This window comes from Alcanivorax xiamenensis, assembly GCF_009846745.1.
GTDB lineage: Bacteria > Pseudomonadota > Gammaproteobacteria > Pseudomonadales > Alcanivoracaceae > Alloalcanivorax > Alloalcanivorax xiamenensis.
This window is the reverse complement of record NZ_AQPF01000025.1, coordinates 1-19,684: the sequence shown is the minus strand read 5'-3', so window position 1 is coordinate 19,684 and position 19,684 is coordinate 1. Positions and strand designations below refer to the sequence as shown.

At 60.9% G+C, this 19,684-nt stretch carries 24 protein-coding genes; 10 read left to right on the top strand and 14 right to left on the bottom strand.

Translation table 11 applies throughout. The features are described from left to right. Positions 1 to 52 precede the first annotated feature (52 nt). Positions 53 to 1,639, bottom strand: coding sequence for a murein biosynthesis integral membrane protein MurJ (gene murJ, locus A6D6_RS14200; RefSeq protein ID WP_159661096.1), 1,587 nt, complete (start codon positions 1,637 to 1,639; stop codon positions 53 to 55). A 294-nt stretch (positions 1,640 to 1,933) separates the two neighbouring features. Here murJ and rpsT point away from each other — a divergent pair, with 294 nt between their 5' ends. Then, positions 1,934 to 2,203 (top strand): 30S ribosomal protein S20, encoded by a 270-nt coding sequence (gene rpsT, locus A6D6_RS14195; RefSeq protein ID WP_026949548.1) that lies wholly within the window; start codon positions 1,934 to 1,936, stop codon positions 2,201 to 2,203. A 125-nt stretch (positions 2,204 to 2,328) separates the two neighbouring features. Here the strand turns inward: rpsT and proB are convergent, their stop codons facing one another. The 4 genes from proB to rplU all read right to left on the bottom strand — a co-directional run bounded on the left by proB (position 2,329) and on the right by rplU (position 5,499). Beyond that, positions 2,329 to 3,441, bottom strand: coding sequence for a glutamate 5-kinase (proB, locus tag A6D6_RS14190; RefSeq protein ID WP_133492856.1), 1,113 nt, complete (start codon positions 3,439 to 3,441; stop codon positions 2,329 to 2,331). A gap of 44 nt (positions 3,442 to 3,485) precedes the next feature. After that, complete coding sequence (gene cgtA / locus A6D6_RS14185) at positions 3,486 to 4,667, bottom strand: Obg family GTPase CgtA (RefSeq protein ID WP_133492857.1); 1,182 nt, start codon at positions 4,665 to 4,667, stop codon at positions 3,486 to 3,488. Between the two features lie 232 nt (positions 4,668 to 4,899). Next, complete coding sequence (gene rpmA, locus A6D6_RS14180; RefSeq protein WP_133492858.1) at positions 4,900 to 5,160, bottom strand: 50S ribosomal protein L27; 261 nt, start codon at positions 5,158 to 5,160, stop codon at positions 4,900 to 4,902. A gap of 27 nt (positions 5,161 to 5,187) precedes the next feature. After that, positions 5,188 to 5,499, bottom strand: coding sequence for a 50S ribosomal protein L21 (gene rplU / locus A6D6_RS14175; protein ID WP_133492859.1), 312 nt, complete (start codon positions 5,497 to 5,499; stop codon positions 5,188 to 5,190). Positions 5,500 to 5,755: 256 nt separating this feature from the next. On the opposite strand from rplU, the gene A6D6_RS14170 reads away from it, so the two are divergent. The 3 genes from A6D6_RS14170 to A6D6_RS14160 are packed head-to-tail and all read left to right on the top strand — an operon-like array spanning position 5,756 to position 7,659. After that, the gene (locus A6D6_RS14170) at positions 5,756 to 6,727 is read left to right on the top strand and encodes a polyprenyl synthetase family protein (RefSeq protein WP_159661095.1); all 972 of its coding nucleotides are present in this window, start codon (positions 5,756 to 5,758) and stop codon (positions 6,725 to 6,727) included. A gap of 45 nt (positions 6,728 to 6,772) precedes the next feature. Beyond that, a complete protein-coding gene (locus A6D6_RS14165) occupies positions 6,773 to 7,366 on the top strand; it encodes a YajG family lipoprotein (RefSeq protein ID WP_133492861.1) in 594 nt (197 codons plus the stop codon). A gap of 8 nt (positions 7,367 to 7,374) precedes the next feature. Then, positions 7,375 to 7,659, top strand: coding sequence for an Rdx family protein (locus A6D6_RS14160; protein ID WP_133492862.1), 285 nt, complete (start codon positions 7,375 to 7,377; stop codon positions 7,657 to 7,659). Positions 7,660 to 7,687: 28 nt separating this feature from the next. On the opposite strand, the gene A6D6_RS14155 is transcribed toward A6D6_RS14160, so the two are convergent. Then, positions 7,688 to 7,879: a CPXCG motif-containing cysteine-rich protein gene (locus A6D6_RS14155; RefSeq protein WP_133492863.1), complete on the bottom strand. Its 192-nt coding sequence runs from the start codon at positions 7,877 to 7,879 to the stop codon at positions 7,688 to 7,690. Continuing rightward, positions 7,867 to 8,280, bottom strand: coding sequence for an HIT family protein (locus tag A6D6_RS14150; protein WP_133492864.1), 414 nt, complete (start codon positions 8,278 to 8,280; stop codon positions 7,867 to 7,869). The genes A6D6_RS14155 and A6D6_RS14150 overlap by 13 nt, the downstream gene beginning before the upstream one ends. Before the next feature lie 138 nt (positions 8,281 to 8,418). Here A6D6_RS14150 and A6D6_RS14145 point away from each other — a divergent pair, with 138 nt between their 5' ends. Further along, positions 8,419 to 8,808: an MAPEG family protein gene (locus A6D6_RS14145; protein ID WP_133492865.1), complete on the top strand. Its 390-nt coding sequence runs from the start codon at positions 8,419 to 8,421 to the stop codon at positions 8,806 to 8,808. A gap of 52 nt (positions 8,809 to 8,860) precedes the next feature. Here the strand turns inward: A6D6_RS14145 and A6D6_RS14140 are convergent, their stop codons facing one another. Then, on the bottom strand, positions 8,861 to 9,877 hold the full coding sequence (locus A6D6_RS14140; protein WP_133492866.1) for an AraC family transcriptional regulator: 1,017 nt from the start codon (positions 9,875 to 9,877) through the stop codon (positions 8,861 to 8,863). A 198-nt stretch (positions 9,878 to 10,075) separates the two neighbouring features. On the opposite strand from A6D6_RS14140, the gene A6D6_RS14135 reads away from it, so the two are divergent. Both A6D6_RS14135 and A6D6_RS14130 read left to right on the top strand, forming a co-directional pair. Then, a complete protein-coding gene (locus tag A6D6_RS14135; RefSeq protein WP_133492867.1) occupies positions 10,076 to 10,906 on the top strand; it encodes an SDR family oxidoreductase in 831 nt (276 codons plus the stop codon). Positions 10,907 to 11,087: 181 nt separating this feature from the next. Then, complete coding sequence (locus tag A6D6_RS14130) at positions 11,088 to 11,276, top strand: hypothetical protein (RefSeq protein WP_133492868.1); 189 nt, start codon at positions 11,088 to 11,090, stop codon at positions 11,274 to 11,276. A gap of 100 nt (positions 11,277 to 11,376) precedes the next feature. Here A6D6_RS14130 and A6D6_RS14125 read toward each other — a convergent pair whose 3' ends face one another. Next, positions 11,377 to 11,757, bottom strand: coding sequence for a hypothetical protein (locus A6D6_RS14125; RefSeq protein WP_133492869.1), 381 nt, complete (start codon positions 11,755 to 11,757; stop codon positions 11,377 to 11,379). A 267-nt stretch (positions 11,758 to 12,024) separates the two neighbouring features. Between A6D6_RS14125 and A6D6_RS14120 the strand changes: the two genes are divergently transcribed. After that, positions 12,025 to 12,456 carry a hypothetical protein gene (locus A6D6_RS14120; protein ID WP_133492870.1) on the top strand — a complete coding sequence of 144 codons (432 nt, stop codon included), beginning with the start codon at positions 12,025 to 12,027 and terminating at the stop codon, positions 12,454 to 12,456. Positions 12,457 to 12,628: 172 nt separating this feature from the next. Here the strand turns inward: A6D6_RS14120 and A6D6_RS14115 are convergent, their stop codons facing one another. Then, positions 12,629 to 13,213: an isochorismatase family protein gene (locus A6D6_RS14115; protein WP_133492871.1), complete on the bottom strand. Its 585-nt coding sequence runs from the start codon at positions 13,211 to 13,213 to the stop codon at positions 12,629 to 12,631. Between the two features lie 101 nt (positions 13,214 to 13,314). On the opposite strand from A6D6_RS14115, the gene A6D6_RS14110 reads away from it, so the two are divergent. Beyond that, on the top strand, positions 13,315 to 14,232 hold the full coding sequence (locus A6D6_RS14110; RefSeq protein ID WP_236564111.1) for a LysR family transcriptional regulator: 918 nt from the start codon (positions 13,315 to 13,317) through the stop codon (positions 14,230 to 14,232). A 472-nt stretch (positions 14,233 to 14,704) separates the two neighbouring features. Beyond that, positions 14,705 to 16,030, top strand: a complete 1,326-nt coding sequence (locus A6D6_RS14105) for an ABC1 kinase family protein (RefSeq protein ID WP_159661094.1) — start codon at positions 14,705 to 14,707, stop codon at positions 16,028 to 16,030. A 57-nt stretch (positions 16,031 to 16,087) separates the two neighbouring features. Here the strand turns inward: A6D6_RS14105 and A6D6_RS14100 are convergent, their stop codons facing one another. The 4 genes from A6D6_RS14100 to A6D6_RS14085 all read right to left on the bottom strand — a co-directional run bounded on the left by A6D6_RS14100 (position 16,088) and on the right by A6D6_RS14085 (position 19,607). Further along, positions 16,088 to 16,639 carry a porin family protein gene (locus A6D6_RS14100; protein WP_133492873.1) on the bottom strand — a complete coding sequence of 184 codons (552 nt, stop codon included), beginning with the start codon at positions 16,637 to 16,639 and terminating at the stop codon, positions 16,088 to 16,090. A 206-nt stretch (positions 16,640 to 16,845) separates the two neighbouring features. Beyond that, positions 16,846 to 18,201, bottom strand: coding sequence for a VWA domain-containing protein (locus A6D6_RS14095; protein ID WP_159661093.1), 1,356 nt, complete (start codon positions 18,199 to 18,201; stop codon positions 16,846 to 16,848). Positions 18,202 to 18,210: 9 nt separating this feature from the next. Next, complete coding sequence (locus A6D6_RS14090; RefSeq protein WP_133492919.1) at positions 18,211 to 19,140, bottom strand: AAA family ATPase; 930 nt, start codon at positions 19,138 to 19,140, stop codon at positions 18,211 to 18,213. Positions 19,141 to 19,247: 107 nt separating this feature from the next. Further along, the gene (locus A6D6_RS14085; protein ID WP_159661092.1) at positions 19,248 to 19,607 is read right to left on the bottom strand and encodes a putative quinol monooxygenase; all 360 of its coding nucleotides are present in this window, start codon (positions 19,605 to 19,607) and stop codon (positions 19,248 to 19,250) included. Positions 19,608 to 19,684 lie beyond the last annotated feature (77 nt).

Here is a 19,684-nt window from a genome sequence, read left to right as displayed (position 1 = left end):
CCGGCGGCCCATCGGCCATGCCCCAGAGGTAAAAGAGGGCAGATTATAGGAATCATCGGCGCAAGTGGCGAGGCCTGAGGCCAAGAACCAGCAGCACCAGGCCATAAACCGCCAACCCGGCCACCACCACCAGCGCCAGCCAGCCCGCTCTTTCACCAACCCCACCGACCAGCCAGACGCCGGCGTGCCGCGCCAGCAGCCCGGTCACCGCCGCCATGGCCAGCCCCGCCACCAGCATCCGCACCCAGTGCCACCCCCACCCCTTGCCGGGGCGGTACACGCCGGAGCGGCGCAGCCCGAAGTACAGCAGGCCGGCATTCAGCCAGGCGGACAGCGCCGTGGCCAGGGCCAGACCGGCATGCTGCAAGTGCCAGACCAGCGCCAGATTGAAGACCATGTTGGCGATCATGGCGATGATGCCAATCTTGACCGGGGTGCGGGTATCCTGCCGGGCGAAATAACCCGGTGCCAGAATTTTGATCAACATGAAGGCCGCCAATCCCAGACTGTAGGCGCGCAACGACCGCGCCGCCATCTCCACGTCCCGAACACCGAATTCACCGTGCCGGAACAGGGTGGACAACAGCGGCTCGGCCAGCACCGCCAAGGCCAGGGCCGCCGGGACACCCACCAGCAGCACCAGGCGCAACGCCCAATCCAGAGTGCGTGAAAAGGCCTCGGAGGAGGCGGAAGCATGCTTGGCGGACAGACTGGGCAGAATCACAGTGCCAATGGCGATGGCCAGCACTCCCAGCGGCAGTTCCACCAGCCGGTCGGAGTAATACAGCCAGGTCACCGAACCGGTCTGCAGCAATGACGCCAGCACCGTATCCAGCAGCAGGTTGATCTGGCTGACCGACACTCCGAACAGGGCGGGCGCCATCAGCGCCAGGATGCGTCGCACTCCGGGATCACGCCAACCCATGCGCGGCACCGGCAGCAAGTGCAGCCGGGCCAGGAAAGGCAGTTGGAATAACAGTTGGACGACCCCGGCGGCCAGCACGCCCCAGGCCAGCGCCACCGCCATCCGCCCCTCGGCGAAATGAGGCGCTAGGAACAGGGCACTGCCGATCAGACACAGATTCAACAATACCGGAGTAAAGGCCGGCACCGCGAACCGGCTCCAGGTGTTCAGCAAGGCCCCGGCAAAGGCGGTGAGTGCGATAAAGAACAAGTACGGGAAAGTCAGCCGCAGCATCTCCACCGCCAGCGCCCGCTTGTGGGGGTCGTCGCCGAAACCCGGGGCGAACAGCCAGATCAGCAGCGGCGCCCCCACCACCCCGATCAACGTCACCAACGCCAGGGTGCCGCCGAGAGTACCGGCCACCCGATCGATCAGCGCTTTGGTGGCGGCGGCGCTGCCACGCTCTTTATATTCGCTGAGCACGGGCACGAAAGCCTGATTGAAGGCCCCTTCGGCGAACAGCCGGCGCAGGAAATTGGGAATCCGGAAGGCCACGAAAAACGCGTCGGTGCCAGCGGAGGAACCCAGCAGACGGGCCAGCACCACGTCCCGAACCAGCCCCAGCACCCGGGAGAGCATGGTCATGGCGCTGACCACCACGGTGGACGCCAGCAAACCGCCCTGTTTGCCCGGTTCAGGCGCGCCGGTTTCGCCTTGATCCGCCCGTTGCTCCATTCATGGTCTCCCCATTCGCTGGCACGCTCACACGCCGATTCACTGCCAAGGCAGCTTCCCACAGCCTCTTCGTAGCTCCCGCCGCGGGAAGATGTCCAGGGAAGCGGTCAGGACATCCCGGCCTCTCAAAGCCGGGCAAGCGTAGCGAATGCACCGCCGGGGCGCCAGTTCCCATTGACAAGCGCGTTTCGGATAGGCATAGTTGCGCGTCTTTAAAACCCATGGCCGCTTGCAGCCACGGGCAGTACCGAATACAGACTGAATACAGACTACCGATTTTATAGGAGCAGGACCTTGGCTAACTCACCGCAAGCACGCAAGCGTGCGCGTCAGGCGGAAAAGCGTCGTCAGCATAACGCAGCGATGCGTTCCATGGTGCGCACCTACCTGAAAAAGGTGAACGCGGCCATTGCCTCCGGCGACCAAGGCGCCGCTCAGGAAGCTTACAAAACGGCGACCTCCGTGCTGGACAAGGCCACCCGCAAGGGTAAGTTTCACGCCAACAAGGCCGCTCGCCACAAGAGCCGCCTGAACGCCAAGATCAAGGCCATGTCCGCCGCCTGAATCTAGCGTTCCACGAAAAAACCGGCTTCGGCCGGTTTTTTTATGTCCGCCATCCAGGACTGCCACCCCGCGAGCCGTTACAGAGCGCAGCGCCCGCCCCTATAAGGCCAACATGGCCACGCCCCCTATCCGAACACCACCATATTATCCCTGTGCACCAGCTCTTCTTCGTTCATATAGCCGAGCACCCCGGCGATTTCCGAGCTTTTCTTGCGACAAATCCGGCGCGCGTCGGCGGCATCATAGTTGACCAGCCCGCAAGCCACCCGCTCCCCCTGCTCATTCTCGCAGACCACCATCTCACCACGGGAAAACTGCCCGAATACATCCACCACTCCCACCGGCAGTAAACTCGACCCCGCCTGCCGCAGGCGGCGCACGGCGCCCTCGTCGAGCACCAGCCGCCCACGCATGCGCAAGTGCCCGGCCAGCCACTGTTTGCGGGCATTCAACGGCGAGGTATCCGGCATCAGCGTGGTACCGGGTGCCTGCCCGGCCCCCAGTTCCCCAATCACATCAGGACTGCGCCCGGAAGCGATGGTGGTAATGGTGCCAGAGCGGGCCGCCAGTCGCGCCGCCCGCACCTTGGTGGCCATGCCGCCCCGCCCCAGCCCGGAACCGCCGCCGCCCGCCATACCAACAATGGCAGGGTCCGAGGCGCGGGCCTCGCGGATCAGTTTGGCATCCGGTTTTTGCCTGGGGTCGGCGTCATAAAGGCCCTCCTGGTCAGTGAGGATCACCAGGCGCTCCGCCTCCACCAGATTGGCCACCAGCGCCGCCAGGGTGTCATTGTCACCAAAGCGGAATTCGTCGGTGACCACGGTATCGTTCTCATTCACCACCGGCACCACCGACAGCCCCAGCAGGGTCAGCAGAGTGGCGCGAGCATTCAGGTAACGCTTGCGATCGGACAAATCATCATGAGTTAGCAGCACCTGGGCGGTATGCCAGTCATGGCGGCGAAAACAGGCCTCCCAAGCCCGCACCAGCCCCATCTGACCCACCGCGGCGGCGGCCTGCAACTCATGAATGGACTCGGGCCGGCGCTGCCAGCCCAGCCGGGTCATTCCTTCGGCGACGGCACCGGAGGACACCACCACCAGGTCGACCTCCTGCTGGTCCATGAGCCGCACCAGGCGATCCACCCACTGCTGCATCAGCTGCCGGTCCAGGCCCTTGCCATCATTGGTCAGCAGGGCGCTGCCGATTTTCACTACCCAACGTGCGCGTCGCGCCATGGTGCACCGTCTTCCTTTAAGAGCCTGCTTACGAGGTCGCGGCCCTATTGCTCGTAGATGATCTCCACATCGTGATCATCGTCATCGTCGTCATCATTGTCGTCACGGCGGCGCCGGTTTTCCCGCTTGATCTCCTGAACCCGTTCGCGCGCCTCCTGCTCCAGGCGCGAACGCAGCTCACGCTGCCCGGCGGCATACTCCGGGTCCTCTTCCTCAAGCCGCCGACGGTCTTCCAAGGCGTTCATCAGTGCGTACACCAATTCCTCGCAGCCGACCCCGGCGGCGGCGGAAATCATGTGCACCGGCCCTTCCCAGCCCAATTCCTCGACGATGGCATCAGCCCGCTCACGGGCCTCGTCATCGGCCAGCAGATCAATCTTGTTAAACACCAACCAGCGCTCCTGCTCGGCCAGTGCCGGGGAGAAGCGGTCCAGCTCATCGGCGATGGCATCGACGTGATCAGCCGGGTCACCATCCATCGGAGCGATGTCCACCACATGCAGCAGCAGCCGGGTACGCGCCAAATGTTTGAGGAAACGGATACCGAGACCCGCCCCCTCCGCCGCGCCTTCGATCAGCCCCGGGATATCCGCCACCACGAAGCTGCGATAGCGATCCACCTTCACCACACCCAGATTCGGCACCAGGGTCGTGAACGGGTAATCCGCCACCTTGGGCTTGGCCGCGGAAATGGCGCGAATAAGGGTGCTCTTGCCGGCGTTCGGCATGCCCAGCAGCCCCACATCCGCCAGCACTTTCAGCTCCAATCGCAGGCGCCGGGACTCCCCCGGGGTGCCCTTGGTGGTCTTACGTGGCGCCTGGTTGGTGCTGCTCTTGAAGTGCACGTTGCCAAGACCGCCACGGCCGCCACGCACCACCATCGCCTGGTCGCCGTCTCCGGCCAGATCCGCCAGCACCTCGTCGGTATCCACGTCGATGATGGTGGTCCCCACCGGCACGGTGAGAACCACATGATCCGCGGATTTGCCGGTCATCTGGCGCCCTTTCCCTGGCTCACCGTTACGCGCCTTGAAAATGCGCTCGTAGCGATAATCCACCAGGGTGTTGAGATTATTGTCGGCCCGCACGAACACGTGCCCGCCAGCACCACCGTCGCCGCCATCGGGGCCACCGAATTCCACATATTTTTCACGACGGAAACTCAGGCAGCCATCGCCGCCCTTGCCCGCATGGACATCAATGATGGCTTCGTCGACGAATTGCATGGTGAAGGACTCTTGAAAAGCGTAAGGGATAGTTTAGCGCGAGGCGCGGGGTAAGTTCACCGCTGCGACGGTCCGCAAGGTGATATCCATGGACGGCGGGTAACAAAAACTCGTCGGGAACGATTTTGACATTACGATAGCAATGGCCCAAAGGATGGCCGCCATGGACGGTACTCACAAAAAACCCCGCGGGAGTGAACCTCGCGGGGTTTTTCAGGCCGATCCGCGGGGATCAGGCGACCGGTTCGATCACCACATATTTGCGGTTATTCGGGCCTTTCACCTGAAACTTAACGCGGCCTTCGGCCTTCGCGAAGATGGTGTGATCTTTACCGATACCGGCGTTCACACCAGCATGAAAGCGGGTGCCACGCTGACGAACGATGATTTCGCCCGCCTGAACCAGCTGGCCACCATAGCGCTTCACGCCAAGGCGTTTGCTTTCGGAATCGCGACCGTTACGAGTACTACCACCGGCTTTTTTATGTGCCATGTCTCAATCCTCCTGCCTTGACCAGAATCAGCCTTGGATCCCGGTAATTTTCACCGCCGTGTACCACTGACGATGACCCTGCTGCTTGCGATGATGCTTGCGGCGGCGGAACTTGACCACATGGATCTTCTTGTGGCGGCCCTGCTCGACCACTTCGGCGCTGACCTTGGCGCCTTCCACCAGCGGCTGACCTACTTTAATGTCGTCGCCATCGGCAACCAGCAGAACCTGGTCGAAATCGATGGTTTCACCGGTGCCTACTTCAATTTTCTCCACGCGGAGGATATCACCCTCCTCCACACGGTACTGTTTGCCACCGGTTTTGATGACTGCGTACATCCGTCTTGCTCCAGATGATCCTCGCGGGCGGACCTGCCTGTCTTGTCCCTGCAAACCAGGAGACGGGGGTCGCTTTGGGGGCCCGTTGGACGATGACTAAAAAGGGCCGCGAAGTGTACGCCAAAGCAAGCCGCGACTCAAGCCCGGGGCGCCGAATGGCGGGCATCGGCTGCCCGCTGGCGGCTTTTCTTGACTGCCCGCCGCCCCCTGCTAGCATTGCCCGCTGTTCGCGCCCATTCTGCTGGATTGCTGCCCCATGGATTTTAAGGCCATCAGTTCCAACGTCGCCGACGATTTCGAGGCGGTCAACCGCTTCATCCAACACCACCTGGATACGGATGTGCCGCTGATCCGCGAGGTCGGTGAGTACATCATCCAATCGGGCGGCAAGCGTCTGCGCCCCCTGGTGTGCCTGCTCTGCGCCCGTGCCGCCGGCTATTCCGGCGACAAGCACGTCAACGTCGCCGCGGTCATCGAATTGTTGCATACCGCCACGCTGCTCCACGATGATGTGGTGGACGAATCCGGTTTGCGCCGCGGCCGCCCCACCGTCAACGCGGTATGGGGTAACGCCGCCAGCGTGCTGGTGGGCGACTTCCTGATCTCGCGCTCGTTCCAGTTGATGGTGGCACTGGAGGACCAGCGGCTGCTGGAAATCCTGTCCCTGAGCACCAATACCATCTCCGAGGGCGAGGTCCTGCAGTTGATCAACTGCCGTGATCCGGACACCAGCGAAGAAAGCTATATGCGGGTGATCCACCACAAGACCGCGAAGATGTTCGAGTCCGCCGCGGAAACCGGGGCCGTGCTGGGCGCCACCGAGGAGCGCGATCAGGCGGAGGCCTTCGCCACCTTCGGCCGCCACCTCGGCATCGCCTTCCAATTGGTGGATGACGTGCTCGACTATCAGGGCGATGTGGAAGAACTGGGCAAAAACGTGGGTGACGACCTGGCCGAGGGCAAACCCACCCTGCCACTGATCCACACCATTCGCAGCGGCTCCCAGGAGCAGGCCAAACTGATCAAGGACGCCATTCGTACCGGCGGGCTGGATCGTCTGCAGGACATCATCAGCATCGTGCGGGATTCCGGTGGCCTCAGCCACACCGTGGCGGTGGCGGAGGAACAGACCCGGCTTGCCCTGGCGGCACTGGAGACGGTACCCGAGTCCCGTTATAAAGAAGCTCTGCGAACCCTGGCGTTGGAATCCCTGAAACGGACCCATTAGAACCTGTTCATAGAGCCCCGAACCGAGACAGATGAGGAAAGACTCATGCGTTCCCTACTGACCGTTCTGATTGCCGCCCTGGTTGTAAGCGGCTGTGCCCTGAGCCCGCAGCGCATTGAGGTCGACCCGCAAGTGCAGGTCAAGGCCTCCAATGTCGGCCATAACCGTTCGGTGCAGGTCATTGGTGTCGATTCCCGCGGCAAGAATGAGTTTGGCAGCCGCGGCGGTGTTTACGACGAAACCGCCCTGCTGATCCCCAGTAACGACATCAAGGCGGCGATCGCCGACACCGTCCGCAACGGCCTGCAAAGCCTGGGCTTCAACGCCTTCAACCCCACCGACGACACCACGACGCTGGAAGTGCGTCTGGAACAGCTGGACTATGTTCCAGAGCCGGGTTCCGTGGTGAACCGGGTCGATCTGAGTCTGGTACTGCAGGCGGAAGCCCGTCGCGGCCCGACCACGCACACCGGCACCTACAAAAGCAGCGTGGAACATAAAACGCCATTCACTCCCTCTCTGGCGCAAAACCGGCAGATGATCAACAACATCCTGGCCAAAGCCATCGAGCGTCTGCTGCAGGACCCGGAAATGCTGGCCTTCCTGGCCGGCGCCGACTTCCCCGGCGATAGCGAGTAAGCGGTTTCGTGGCTGGCCAGGTGAGCATTCACTACTGCCGCCAATGCAACTGGCTACTGCGCTCCGCCTGGTATGCCCAGGAGCTGCTCTCCACGTTTTCGGAAGAACTGGAGGGCGTCACGCTGCGACCAGGCACCGGCGGAGTATTTAAGATCAGCGTGGATGGCACGCTGATCTGGGACCGGGCCGAAGACGGCGGCTTTCCGGAGATCACTGAGCTGAAGCGCCGGGTGCGCGATATCGCCTGCCCTGACCGCGCCCTCGGCCACATCGACCGCCACCCGCCGCAATAATCCGCCACAATCCGCCACACTGGCGGCGTCAGTCGTTTTCCGGGCGGACACTGACTTCGGGAAACTCCGGCTCCGCCAGCACCACCGTCAGCACCAACGGCTGGCAACAGACGTGGCAGTCTTCCACATACTCCTGATCGCCCTGAGAGGGATCGACCAGAGCCTCGAAGTACTGCCAGCAATGGGGACATTGCACCGATACCGGTATCAGCGTGTCCATGCCCCCTCCGGCAAGGCCAACCGCGCCAGCCACCGCGGTGCTTCTTCCACCGGGCGAGGCGTTCCCTGCCCCCATACAGGCCCCGGCCAGCAAGGGTCGTCGCGGAAGCGAGCGATCACATGGACGTGCAATTGAGGCACCAGATTGCCCAAGGCACCGATGTTGGTTTTGTCGGCACCAGTAACCCGTTCCAATTCCGCCGCCAGCCCGTTGACCACGCTTAGCAGCCGGTGCTGCTCCGGTTCCGCCAGTTGATGCCACTCACGGATTCCCGCCCTGCGCGGGACCACCACCAGCCAGGGAAAACGGCCGTCGCGCAACCAGCGAATCCAGCAAAACTCATCCTCGGCCACGGCGCCGGTGTCCGCCGCCAACCGTTCATGCAATACCACCGCGGTCATAACCTCTCCGTTTAATCCAGGGCACTTCTCGCCATGCCACGCCATCCAGGCTAGCATGATACGCCAAAATTATTAGAGCCTATCAAGGCTGTGCCGCCATTGGCGGCGTCACATGCTTTTCTGTCTGGGGGGACGGTTATGGAATGGGTGGCCATCGTCACGGTGCTTGCCTTGCTGCAATGCGCCCTGTTCAGCTTCCTGGTGGGACGGGCCCGGGTCAAATACCAGATCCGCGCGCCATCCGTGACCGGACATGAGTTATTTGAACGCAGCCACCGAATCCATGCCAACACCGTGGAACAGCTGGTGCTGTTCCTGCCGGCGCTGTGGCTATGCGGCTGGTACCTGGAGCCGCGCGCGGCGGCGGTGGTGGGCGGCCTGTTCCTGATCGGCCGCCAGCTCTATTTCAATCATTACCTGGAACAGCCCCGGGATCGCGGCACCGGCTTCCTGCTTGGCTTCCTGGTGACGCTGACGCTGTTGCTGGGCGCGCTTGGCGGTGCCGTCAGTTCACTGATCCTTCATTGAGCACGGCCGGTTCCGCCACGCTCTCCACGGGACAGGGCGTCCACGGGGAGTCCTAGCCGCGATAGTCCGACGGGCTCTTGCCAGTCCAGCGGCGGAACGCACGGGCAAAGTTGGAGGCATCGGAATAACCCAGCGCGGCGGCGATGTCGTCCACCGAGCGCCGACTTTGTGACAGGTATTCCACCGCCAGCCCCTTTCGCAGATCATCGAGCAGCGTCTGATAGCTGGTGCCCAACTGCTGCAGCTTGCGTTTGAGCGTTCGGGAGGACATGTGCAGCTCACTGGCCACTTCCTCGACGCCCGGGAACCGGCCCGAGCGCGCCAGAATGATTCTGCGCACCTGGCCCAACAGTGGCGGCGGCGCCTTGATATGGGCCAGTTCCTGCTCGCATTGCACTTCCGCCAGACGCGCCAGACGTGGATCCGCGAAGCGCAGCCGGTATTGCAAACGCTCCGCCGGAAAGCGCATCTGACTATAGGCGCAATCAAAATATACCGGCACCGGTATCAGCGGCCTGAGCCGTTGAAAATAATCCGGCTCCGGATAGGAAAAGCGCAGCTCACCGAACAGCTCCACCTCCGGCAACATCTGCAGCCCCATGAAGTGGAAACTGGAAAACAGGCTCTCCGTCAGCAACGGCGCCAGATCACCAAGAGACAGCATTTCATTGACCTGCAGCACCGCCCAGTCGCCCTCGACAAAGGACTCGAGCTGAATCAGGGTGCTGCGGATGCGGAAGAACTTCACCGCCAGTTCGATGGCGTCGCCCAGGGTTTCACTGCTCATCGCCGCGTAGCCGAGAAAACCATGGGAAGACAGGGGCGTCGCCGCTCCCAGCTCCCATCCGAGCCAGGGCTCGTTGGTCAGCATCACCGCGCGGCGGGCCACCCGCCGCAGCAGCGTCGCGGAGACCCGCGATTTCGCCTCGCGCCAGCATCCCCGGCGGACACCGGTTCCATCCAGCAACTGCTCCTCGCTGAATCCACGCTTCTTCATCACTTCCATGAAGGGAATCAGGTACTCCGCGGACACTGCGTATTCTTCGGGATTCATTTTTAGAATTGTCATCTTGCCGTTCCCGTCTTGATCTCTCGCATTGGCCTGAAATGACAGACCTGCACACCATACCCAGCCCCCTCCCCGACCGGCATTGCCCCTGAAGCCCGTCGACCGGGCACCTGCGGTCAACCGCCCCCCCTCTTCCCTCCTCTCCAGCGGCCGGCGTACTCTGTAAAACTCCCCCGGCACACATTAAAGGAGAGCATCATGTCGACACTGAGCGGCAAGACCCTGTTCATCACCGGCGCCAGCCGTGGCATCGGCAAGGCCATCGGCCTGCGCGCCGCCCGCGACGGTGCCAACATCGTGTTGTTTTCAAAAACCGCCGAACCCCACCCCAAGCTGCCGGGCACGCTTTATACCGCGGCCGAGGAAATGCAGGAGGCCGGCGGGAAAACGCTGGTGTGCGTGGGGGACATTCGTCACGAGGAAGACGTGGCGGACGCGGTGCAACAGGCGGAGGAAACCTTTGGCGGCCTGGACATTCTGGTCAACAACGCCAGCGCCATCTCACTGACTTCCACCGAAAGCACCGGCATGAAGTCCTATGATCTGATGCATCAGGTCAACGCCCGCGGCACTTTCCTGGCCAGCCGGTTGTGCCTGCCGCTGCTGCGCCGGGCGGAAAACCCTCACATCCTGATGCTGTCGCCACCACTGAATCTGAATCCAGCCTGGTTCGGGCGCCACCTGGCCTACACCATGGCCAAGTACGGCATGAGCATGTGCGTATTGGGCCTGGCGGATGAATACCGGAACCGGGTGGGCGTCAACGCGCTGTGGCCACGGACCGCCATCAATACCTCCGCGGTACGCAATCTCCTGGGCGGCGAACAGTCGGTGCAGGCATCGCGCCAGCCCGAAATCATGGCCGACGCCGCCCATGTCATCCTGACCCGGCCGGCGGCCCGGTGCAGCGGCAACTTCTTTATTGATGATGAGGTTCTGGCGGCGGAAGGCGTGGATCTGGACCGCTACAAAGTGGATCCGTCACTGAGCGATGATCAGTTGCTGCCGGACTTTTTCCTGGACACCTGACCGCCGCGCCCCAGGCGCCGGTGACTGGCAAAAACCGTCACATCCTGCCGCAAGGCGCGGCGCCGAATCGTCAGGCTCACGAAAAAGAAATTGTATCTCATTGATTTTTAATCAAATATAAAAAGCCGCAGGCTGGCACGGTTCTCGCTAACCAAGGGGGAAGACGATCAGGTGAGACATCATGAGCAAAGTCATGCGCCTCGAAGAGCACGACCCCGAAACCGCCCTGGAAAATCTGAACCGGCTTACCGGTCTGGACTTCCATTGCTGGCCTGAGTCATTACTGGAACAAGACCGCAAGCCGCCCCGGCCCCGCCAGCCGCGAGAGGCCGGCAGCAAGTCCCGCCGCACCGCGGGCGGCGCGGCTTGAGGCGCTTGGAGCCTGTTCAAAGTCTTTACACCACCGCACCCGGAGTTCCCTTCTCACCTGATAGAACGTGGGCTCGGCCCTTCGGGTTTTGCGCAGGCTCTTAGTAGTTGGAGATCAACTTGTCCTGAGGATCCAAGGCCATGCCTCTGCGCTGCATATACAGCTCTTCCACGACATAACGCATGGCGGAGTCGGACAGGCCCAGGGTTACCTGGATCTGCTCCACACTGTCACTGAGCCTGAGCTTGACCACTCCGGACAACAACGCGCTCCCCTCCCCCTGAACTTCGGCGCAGTCGACCACCACCGCCTGCTCGCCCTTTTCATCCAGGCAACACACGCGCAACTCCACCCGGCCCCGAGCCCCGGTCACCCGTACCCAGGAGGCCACGTTGAATTCCGCTTCCCATTGCCGGGCCCGAGCCGGCCTTCCCCCCGCCCAGATGCGCTCCGGCACCTTGGCAATAAACGCTTCACTCATGGAATCCATCTCGACATTTATTCTTCAGGCAGTGTACGGACGCCCTGAAATCTCTGCCACGGGCAATTTGGCGGGCCCAGGTTGATACGCATCACAAGGCCGACCAACGGACGTTGTTTTATTGTCCGACAATCAAAACCGTGTCCCGTCACGACACCCCGTACTCTGGGCGCCACACTTTGGCGAATCGTTCCCGCCAAACCCTTTTCTCCGGCGACGCCATGGCGCTTGCCGATCCCCAAACGACCCGCTGACGAGAGGCGATCCATGGGCGAGTTGAAAGAACTGCGTGAAGAACGGGCCAATCTGGTCAACCGTGCCAAAAGCCTGGCCAACACCCTGTACCTGGCCGGACTGGGCGCTTACAGCAAGGCCAATGAGAAATCCGAGGAGCTCTACGGACACTACCTGTCCACCGGAGCCCAAGACTACGGCGACGAGGCCGAGGGCAAATCAAAACTGGCTCTGGCCAGCCGCGGCCTGTTTCTCAGCGCCCGCCAGCTGGTCGACGAGGCGCCGCGGAAACGCCAGGAGCTTTACGAAAACCTGGTTGCCGCCGGCAAGGAAGAGCGCGGCGAAAAAGCGGAAAGTAGCAACGAGTTCGTGCTGGCGGGTGTGGGCGCCGTTTCCACCGTGCGCCAACAAGGCCAGAAACTGCTGGATGAGCTGGTCAGCGCCGGCGAGAAAGAGCGCGCCTGATTCTGATTTCTGTCACTTCTCTCCTTACTTGGGGCCCTTATCGGCCCCTTTTTTTGGTTCACGATGATTCCAGCGCGGTAGTCCGCCGCTCGGCGCCGCAGCTCGATACAGCAGGTTTATCAATAAATTACCCGCGCCCATCATAATGTTGTTCGGCCAGCCCGTTTTGGGATCAGGCCTGCAAGGCCTGACCGATCACTTCGACGATCTGAACACCTTCCGGTGTCGACCAGTCCCCCGCCAAACCTGCCAGCAACTGGTTCGTGCCCAACAGCGTGGCACCCGCACGTTGCATCCGGTCAAGCGACAGATCATCGGCCGTCTTACCGGGTGAACCTCCAGCATCGGCCACGACCAGCACTTCATAGCCAGCCTCCAACAGGGTCAGCACTGGATACACCGTACACACGTCATTCGTGACCCCGGCGACGATCAACGTTCTGCGCCCGGTCGCCTTTACGGCCGCAGCGAACTGGTCGTCAAACATGGCATTGACGATGCCCGCGCGCTGGATGCGCGACTGGAACTGCTGGGGCAGTATCTCCGCGAGTTCACTCAACAGCGGACCTTGGGCATGGTCTTCCATGCTTGATGTCAGTACCACAGGCAATCTCAGGATGCGGGCAGTTTTGGCGAGCATTAGCGCGTTGCGCTTCATTTCCTCGAAAGGGATCGATTTCACCCAGCTCATCGTACCGACCTGATGGTCGATGAGCAGGACAGCGGCGTCACGCCAGAAGGCACGGTTGTCTGTCATTGCAGTTCTCCGGATACGCAAGGTGGACTCCGGGGCGCCACCCAGCCGTGATCACACTATCCAGCGAACCATATTTGGTGTAAATACGGAAAATCTCATTTATGAATCCCATTTTTGGCACAATGAAAGCAAACCACACCACAGACCATTTGCGAGACATGAGTCTGTTCGTCGAAGTGGCGCGAGCCAAGAGCTTTCGCCGCGCGGCAGAGGCACTGGGCATGCCAAGCTCGACGCTGTCACGCCGGATACAGGCATTGGAGAGGGCGATCGGCTTGCGCCTGCTGCACCGCACAACACGCCACATCGAGCTAACCGAAGCCGGACAACTCTATTTCGAGCGCAGCCGAGGCATCGTCGAGGAAGCCCGTCTGGCACACGAACAGCTCGGCGAGCTTGTGTCGCAGCCACGCGGCGTGCTTCGCGTCTCCCTGCCGGTGGACTTCGCCATCGTATTCCTCGCCCCACACCTGCCAGAGTTCTGCCGCCGCTATCCTGGTATCGCGCTCGAGTTCGATCTGACGCCGCGCCGCGTCGATCTCGTCGCCGAACCTTTCGATGTAGCGATCCGCATGGGGATACTGACGGATTCGCACCTTGTCGGCCACAAGATCGCCCATGTGCAGCGCTGTCTCTATGCATCGCCGTCCTATCTGGATGCACATGGCGAACCAGCAACGCCAGACGAGCTATCGCAACACGAATGTCTTCTTTTTCCGAACGAAACTCATTGGACACTGCTGCGTGACAGCTCTAAGCGCCAAGTCGCCGTGAACGGCAGGTTTCATCTTAACAACGTCGGCATGATGCAGCGCCTGGCCACGTATGGCCTGGGCATCGCACTGCTCGCCCGGTCCAGCGTGTCAGATACCACGGGGGTGAGCACCCAGCGCCTCCAGCAGGTATTGCCCGACTGGCAGGCAACGCCCATTGAAGTGCATGCGCTCACTGAAACCCGCCTGCTGCCAGCGAAGGCCCAGCGCTTCATCGAGTATCTGAAAGAGCACTTGGCACAGTAGGCGGCACGAGCCGCGCCCGCTTCGAAACGACCCACCGGGAATTAGCGGCAGAAATACGGGCGGGAACGATTGCCTTCCCAAACGTGCGATGATCACCAATCCGATTCGCCAACCGCGCCGTTCAATGCGCGCGCTCACAGCAGTTGTAGAGAGAACGGACTCGGATCTGCGGATAAGCGTGCGGTCCTTGGCGATCGTCACCACTACAGCGCGATCCGGCTTGCTTTCTCAAGGCTCTTATGTGGCTCCCAGCCCACAACGCCGCGCTTTCAGCCATCCATAGCTAACTGATTACGCTGCATACGCTTTCAAGCCTTGCCTAATCTGCGCAAAAGGCGTTGTGTCGGCCCTTTGTCTGTGGCCACGGCGCACCTCTTTTCTGGCCAGTCGTCCATGAAGTGACTCACCATCGCCTTCCTTGCCGGATTAGAGCACCATGGGAATTCCGATAGTGATGCCGTGGAGGATACCCGTGGCCAAACGAATCCGTAACCCGCTTGCCGGCGGCGGGCGCCTGCTCAAGCTGACGGGCATGACCACCTCCATCGCCACTCGCGTGGCCACGCATCAGGTCAAGAGCTGGTTCCAGGATGACGCTCTGCGCGAAACCAACCGCGAAGCCCTGATGCGCCATATCGGAAAGGAAGTCGCGGCCACACTGGGGGAGATGAAAGGCGCGGTGATGAAAGTGGGGCAGATCGCCTCGCAGATGCAGGACATCCTGCCCAAGGAAATCAGTGAACAACTGGCGGTACTGCAGAATGCTTCCGCGCCGATGCCATTCCACGTTATCCGCCGGCAGTTGGAAACCCATCTGGGCGGCAAGCTCGCCGACCATTTCAGCGAGTTTTCCGAAACACCGTTCGCGGCGGCATCCATCGGCCAGGTCCATGACGCGGTTACCCGGGACGGAGAGTCTGTGGTGGTCAAGGTGCAGTATCCAGCGGTGCGCCGTTCCATCGATTCGGACATGCGCCACCTTAAACGCATCCTTAAGCTCGGCAGCCTTCTGAAAGTCAATGAAGCCGCACTGGATGCGGTGTTTCAGGAGATCCGCTCACGCCTCGACGAAGAGCTGGACTACCATCAGGAAGCGCGCAATTTGAATCGCTTGCGCGATTTTCATCGTGAGCACCCCTGGCTGGTGATTCCCCGTGTTCATGAGTCCCTGTCCGGTGAAGCGGTTCTCACCCTGAGCCGCGAAGACGGCGTCCCCCTGCATCAGGTCAACGACGAGAACGGCTTCGACCAGCCTTTACGGAACCAGTTGGGCGAGCGCCTGTTCGACGCCCTTGCGGCGGAGATATTCCAGTTAGGCACCGTCCATTGCGACCCCCATCCGGGAAATTTCGCCTTCCGTCGGGACGGCAGCATCGTAATGTACGATTTTGGCGCGGTGAAACATCTCAGCGGAGAGGATATCGAACTGTTCGGCGAGGTGATCAACGCCGCCACCCGTGGCGACTGGCAACGCCTTGACGCTGGCCTGATCGAACTGGGGGCGCGCCGCCCCGACAGCCATCCACCACCGGGATTCTACGATCGTTGGGTACCGCTGATACTGAGCGGATTCTCTTCCGAGCCGGTCAATTTCACCGACGCTCGGGTTCACCTGGATATGGTGGAAACGGTGCGCAAAACGCCTTTATCAGCACTGCTGACATTTCAGCCTTCATCGCGGACATTATTGGTGGAGAGAGTGGTGAGCGGGCACTATTGGACCATGAAGGCCCTGGGGGTTCGTTCTGCGTTTTTGCCGCGCCTGCAGTCCAGCATGGCGGCGACGAAAGCGGGGTAGGACCTTTTCTGCTCAACCCCCTTGCCCCGCCGTTTCAGATTGCCGAAACACACTGGCTCAGAACGCCGAGCGCAAACCGACACTGATACCAGAGATTTCCTCTTCGTCCTTGTCAAAATAACGCATGTATTCAAGGTTCATGCCGAGGGTATCAGTAAGGTTCACATCGATACCCGCGCCGTAGGATTGATCCTCGAAACGGCGACTGTCGTCCACCTGATAATTGACTCCCGCCAGGGTCCCTTCAGCCTTCACCGTGCCTTTCATTTTGGTGTAGCCGCCGATGATATAAGGATGCACCGATTCCGCCAGCGGCGCGGACAATTTCACATAAGCGCCGTACATATTGTCCATTTCAAAGTCCACGATCCCTCTGGAATCTTCATCAAATCCCAAGCCGCCGCGGATCTCCATTCCGAGATAATCATTGAACTCATAGCCAGCACGAAAAACGGCGGAGTCAATTTTCAGCGTATCGCTGTCGTACTCCTCGTTATCGTATTGCATTTGAGTGTAGTTGCCGCCGATAAAGGGACCAGCCGCGTAGGCCCCGCCCGCGGTGAGCGAGAAAGTGACGGCTACTGCTGTCGCGAATTTCCGGGTCAACATAAATCACTCCTTTCTAGCAAGTTGAACCACTCGGGTTACAACGGTGTGACTTATGCTATCCGGGGGAGTTCAGGAGCGGGGTTAAATGGCGTTAAAAGCGGGCGACGCAGTTCGCATTTTTCGCGGGGATTTTTCTTTCGTCTTTTCGTCACCAGGCATGGCGATAACGAAAAATTTTCACTTGGACCCTGTTCATGATCCTAAAGCTACTGCGAATTGTTTAACGCCCGCAGCAGGTAATCAGCGAAACGACTGAGGTCATTCAGGCTGGAGCAACGACGGGCGGCACGACAGTAAGGTTCATACTTGGCCATGATGGCATCACCGCTGTTCCAGCGCGACGGATGCTCCGGGTTCAACCAAAACACCTGACGGGCACGGCGCGAAATTTCCGCCAGATACTCTTCCCCCGCCGGAAGATCGTTATTACGCGCGTCCCCGAGAATGATCACCGTGCTGCGCCGATCTATCTCTCGGCCACAGGCTTGCTGAAAAGACTCGAACATATAGCCGTAGTCGGTACCACTGCCGGAAACCCGGTCAAGAATACGCCCTACCGCCACATCGGGATTGTACTGACGAAAGTCGTCGGTGACTTCGTCAAAGCGGGCGGCGAAGGCGAAACTGCGTACCTGAGGCAGAACATCATTCATGGCATAGAGGAACTGCAACAGAAACCGGGCCGCCTCACGCACCGATCCGGAAACATCGCAAATCACATACACTTTACTCTTTAACTTACGACGCTCACGCCAGTGCAGCTGAACCGGCACCGCGTTGTAGCGCAGGCTGGACACCAGAGTCCGGCGGGCATCCATGGCGCCGCGTTTGGCGCGTTTTTGCCGGCGTTGATGCAAAGCGGCGAGACGGCGCGCCATGCGTCGCACCAGATCCTGGATTTGATGATATTCGCGCAGCTCACGGAACGGCGCCGCCCGCATGGAGTGCTCCCGGAGCGCACGGCCATGGGCCCGGCCGTGCAGTTCAAACTGCCGCCGCACATACTGGCTGGCCCGCTCCCGCACCTGCTGCCGCCAGTCTCGCAACTGCTCCGCCCGATTCTGATCCCGCCGGCGTGGCGACGCCGCCAGACGCAGAATATCGTCGTCCACCGATCCCATGCCCATGTTCATTACCAGCTCCCGGGCGAACAATCCCTGTTGGGTGATCACCTGCATGGCGGTGAAATCCTGCTGGGCGGCGGCTTCGGCAAGGGTCTGGGTCAATTGCTCCGGCGACTGGGCAATGAGATTGACGGTGGTTTCCGACAGGTCTCCGACGTCCATATCGGTGGTATCCGGCAAAGCGCCGCCGGCGTCTTCTTCACCGCCGTCCGCTTCCATCGACTCGAACCGGAAAAAATCATCGAAGCACTGATCGAAGCAGGCCCGGTCCACCTGGGCCTTGACCAAAGTCTGCGCCAGCGTTTCCCGGAACTGTTCGCGCGGGTGGTAGCCGATCAGAGCCGCGGCCCGCATGGCCTCTTCCGCTTCCACCGGAGAAATACGAATCCGCGCCCCCCGCAGGGCGCGGACAAACTCATGCAGACGACGATCAACCATGGCGGACTCTCAAAGCGCGCGTTGCTTGCTGAACCAGTGCGGCAGCAAACCCCGCGCCAACGTCACATCCTGCTCATTCTTGAGGATCAGAGTCAGCGTCTGTTCGACCAGATCAGGCTCGAGGCTGTCCGCATGCAGCAATACCAGAGCCCGGGCCCAGTCCAGGGTTTCGGAAATGGCCGGCAGTTTCTTCATGTCCTGCTCGCGCAGGTGCTGAATGAAACCCACCAGTTGCTCACGCAAGCGGTCGCCAAGCTCCGGCACCCGCTCGGCGACAATGCGACGCTCCAGATCCGGTTCCGGATAGGGGATGTAGAGATGCAGGCAGCGGCGCTTGAGAGCGTCGGACAGTTCACGCTGATCATTACTGGTGAGAAAAACCAGGGGACGATGGCGGGCACGCACCGTACCCAGTTCCGGAATGGATATCTGAAAATCGGAGAGTAGCTCCAGCAGGAAAGCCTCGAATTCCTGATCCGCCTTATCGATCTCGTCGATCAGCAGGACTACCGGCTCGTCCGCGCGCAACGCCCGCAGCAGCGGACGGGGCTCCAGAAACGTATCGCTGTAGAAGGCATCGCCAAGATCCCCGAGACGCGCCATTCCCTGCTCCAGACTCTCCGCATCCGACAGCAGGGAACTGAGCTTGTCGCGCAACAATTGCGTATAGAGCAACTGCTTACCGTACTTCCACTCGTAGAGGGCGCGGCTCTCATCCAGCCCTTCATAACATTGCAGGCGGATCAGCGGCGCTTCCAGAAAAGCGGCGGCGGATTTGGCCAGCTCGGTTTTGCCCACTCCTGGCGGACCTTCCACCAGGATCGGCTTTTGTAACTGAGCGGCCAGGTATACCGCCAGCGCGGTGCGTTGATCACATATATAGCCCTGGCGGGCGAAACTGGCGATCACGTCATCCACGGAATCGATACGGGTCTTCATGAGCGTTTGTTCTCGGTTATCCACATCCGGCTCCCCAGTGTAGGGGATTCACCGGCAGGGTCTCAGGAAGGAATGGACGCCGCCATGGCCGAAACCGACATACGGCGTCAATGCAGGACGGTATCGTCTCCCAACACCACGTCAAAACGTGGCGGCGCTTCCTCGATCTCCTCCTCGTCCTCACCGGTGACGTCGAAGCGCAACGAATGCACCTCGCCATCAATCATATCCGGGATACGGTCGAGAAAATCATCCAGATGATCGGAATCGAAATGACGCTCCAGGGCATCCAGATTACGCCACTGTTGCCATAACATGATGACCCGGGGGGAATCCGCCTGTACGTAGACTTCGTATGAAACGCAGCCTTCTTCCAGACGTGCCTCGCTGGCCAGAGTCTGGATCAGTGCCAAGGCGTCATCCCGCAGATCATCCCGCACTGGAATGAGCCCTTTGACGATTACCATTGTGCTCCAGGAAATAGATTGGGAAAGACGGCTATTGTAGCACAAAGGGCGCGGGCCCGCTGGCGGCCTGGTTCCCA